2 protein-coding genes are annotated in these 2,785 nt (G+C 71.5%); both read right to left on the reverse strand.

Going from position 1 to position 2,785, the window contains the following annotated elements:
• Positions 1-138: 138 nt before the first annotated feature.
• Positions 139-1,410 (reverse strand): alpha-L-fucosidase, encoded by a 1,272-nt coding sequence (locus tag AC31A1_RS49595; protein ID WP_489659626.1) that lies wholly within the window; start codon positions 1,408-1,410, stop codon positions 139-141.
• A gap of 162 nt (positions 1,411-1,572) precedes the next feature.
• Positions 1,573-2,730, reverse strand: coding sequence for a hypothetical protein (locus AC31A1_RS49600; RefSeq protein ID WP_489659627.1), 1,158 nt, complete (start codon positions 2,728-2,730; stop codon positions 1,573-1,575).
• Positions 2,731-2,785: the final 55 nt, after the last annotated feature.

Raw genomic sequence — 2,785 nt, forward strand, 5'->3', positions numbered from 1 at the left:
CCTGAAGGCCGGGTGGGCGGGCCGGTGTCACGAGGTGCCCGCGCGATTCGGTCCCGGTGGGCGCCGGTGAGGGGCGTGGCGGACTCAACAGGCCGCAGGCCGGGCGCCGTCGCGGACTTTCACCGGCACCGCATGCCCTCAGTTCCTCCCCGCTCCCCGGTACACGTCCAACTCCCCGTCCAGCTCGACCGCCAGGACCGTCGCAGACTCGTCCACGTCGGCCACGCCCGGGGCGTCGATCCACGTCACACCGGGCACATCACCGAGTCCGCCGATCACTTCGTGGCCGAGTTCGGCACCGGTGCCGAGGACCGTGACGCGCTTGACGGGCGTACGCAGGCCGCGCACCGACACCGACTCACGCGGCGGATCGAAGCACACCAGATACAGCGTGCGGCGGTCGGCGGAGAGGGTGCTGGGGCCGTAGTGGTGCCCGGCGGGCAGACCGGCGACCGTGCCGTACACGGCCTCGGAGTGCCGGACGATCCACGCGCCCAGCCCCTCAAGTCGCTCCGTCTGCGCGGGCGTTATCGTCCCGTCCTCCCTCGGGCCCACGTCGAGCAGCAGATTGCCGCCCATCCCGATCGTCTCCGTGAAGTAACGCACCAGCTGCCGCACCGACTTGTGGTGCTCGTCCCCGTGCTGGAAACCCCACGAGTCGTTGACCGTCAGGCACAACTCCCAAGGCCCGTCCGGCGCTTGCAACGGCACCCCCTGCTCGGGCGTCGCGTAGTCGCCGTAGCCGAGCATGCGGGCGTTGAGGACGGTGTCGGGGTTCCCGGCGAGGATCAGCTCCGCCAACCCCCGCATGCCCCACTGTTCTTCGCTGCGCTCCCACTCGCCGTCGAACCACAGCAGGTCGGGCCGGAAGCGGTCGACCAACTCGCCGACCTGGCCGTCGCGGTAGGCGAGGTAGCGCGCCCAGGCGGCCGGGTCCTCGTGGCCGGGCCGTGCGGAGGCGTAGGGGTTGGTGCGGACCTCCTCGTCGGGCGGTTGCGGGTGCACCGTGCTGGCGTAGTCGGGGTGGTTCCAGTCGGAATGGGAGTAGTACAGGCCGACATTGAGGCCCTCCGCGCGCAGCGCCTCCGCGTACGGCCCGATCAGATCGCGGCCGGCCGGGGTGCGGCGGACCACGTCCAGGTCGCCGTGGGCCGAGTCCCACAGGGCCACGCCGTCGTGGTGACGGGCGGTCAGCACCGCGTACTTGGCACCCGCCCGCGCGAACAGCCGTGCCCAGGCCCGCGGTTCGTAGCGTGCGGCGGTGAACCCGTCGAGCTGCCGCATGTACTGGTCGTGCGGGACCTGGCCCGAGTAGAAGGACCAGGACTCCGGCACACCGTCGACGGCGTAGATCCCGTAGTGGACGAAGATGCCCAACTTGGCATCGCGGAACCAGGGTTGCATCGGCATACCGCCAAGCTAGGGCGGCCGGCGCAGGGGGCGCGTGGGCGGTGATCACCACTGGTGGTCGATTCTCACCATCGGCGTTGCGCTGCGTAGGCCTTCGGCGCGACTGAGGAGCCAGGACGTCATCTGCGTGACGACGTTTGCCCTGGCCCCGAGGTCGGCTGCCTACCGCTCCTCGGCCGAGCCGCCACCGTCACTCGGCGGATCGGCATGATCGCTGTCGGTCGGCGGCGCGGGGCGCAGTGCCTTCGTCGCGTCCCTCAGCCGGCCGAACGTCCGCTGGAACGGGGACCCGCCCGGCTGAGACGGCGCCCCGGGCACGGAGACTCCGGCCGAATCGCGCAGCGCGGCCAACGCCTCGTTGGCCCGGTCCGCGGACTCCCGGTACAGGTCGCGGGACTTCGTCATCGCTTCGAGCGCCTCGGCGTACATGGCCACGAGCCTGCGCTCGCGGGCCAGTTCCTCCTCCATCGTCATCAGCTTCCACTGCTCGCGCAGCGCGGTGACGGCTTCCTGGCCGCCGTCCGGCAGGGGGCGCGCGGAGGCGGCGTAGCGGCAGAGGACGTCCACGAGTTCGGTGGGCTCGGAGCCGTCGAGGAAGACGCTGCGCACCGAGAACTCGCGCACGTCGTAGGAGGGAGCCACCGGGCTGGTCGGCAGCACCACGGCACCGCCGCGCGGCACCTGGAAGTCGAACTCGCGCAGCAACGCCCAGTTGACGGACCGTAGTTGATCCGGTGTGGCCCGGTGCTCCACCACGCGGTGCCGGAGGCTCGCCGGCAGCAGCCGGGCCAGGGGCAGCCGACCGTGCGCGTCCGGGGTCATGGCCTCGTGCACGACGACGTGGATGCTCCAGCCGTCCTGCGCACAGCTGCGGAACAGGCGCCGCAGCTCCTTCTCGTCGGAAGGCAGCGGATTGACCTGACCGAAGCGCAGCCCGGGGACCGCCACATGGTCCCAGTCGGCGTCGCCGTTCCCGGGGTCCTCGGGCCAGAACATGGTCGCGGGGGAGGGCCACCGGGGATCCCAGACCCGCTCGGCCTCCGCGACCAGCACCCACTCCCGCCCCTCCGCCGTAACAGAGGCGGCAGAGGCCGAACCCGGTTCCGGAGCAGGCGGGAACGTCAGCCGCGCCCGCACGGTCACCCTCCCCTCCACCCGCCACCGCGCCTCGAAGACCTGCTCGGGCGGATCCTCGTGCTGGTCCTCGTCGGGTTCCAGGTGGTCGTCGATGACCTCGCGGTCCTTGAGCCGTTGCAGCTGGCGCCGTACGACATCCGCGGCGTCGGCGGACCCGACGTGGCGGCCGCGAGCCAGCCACACCGTGTGGGGGATCGTGGGCGGAGCTGTGGAGGAGCTGTCTCTTATACACATCTGA

This window comes from Streptomyces sp. P5F9 (assembly GCF_057961495.1).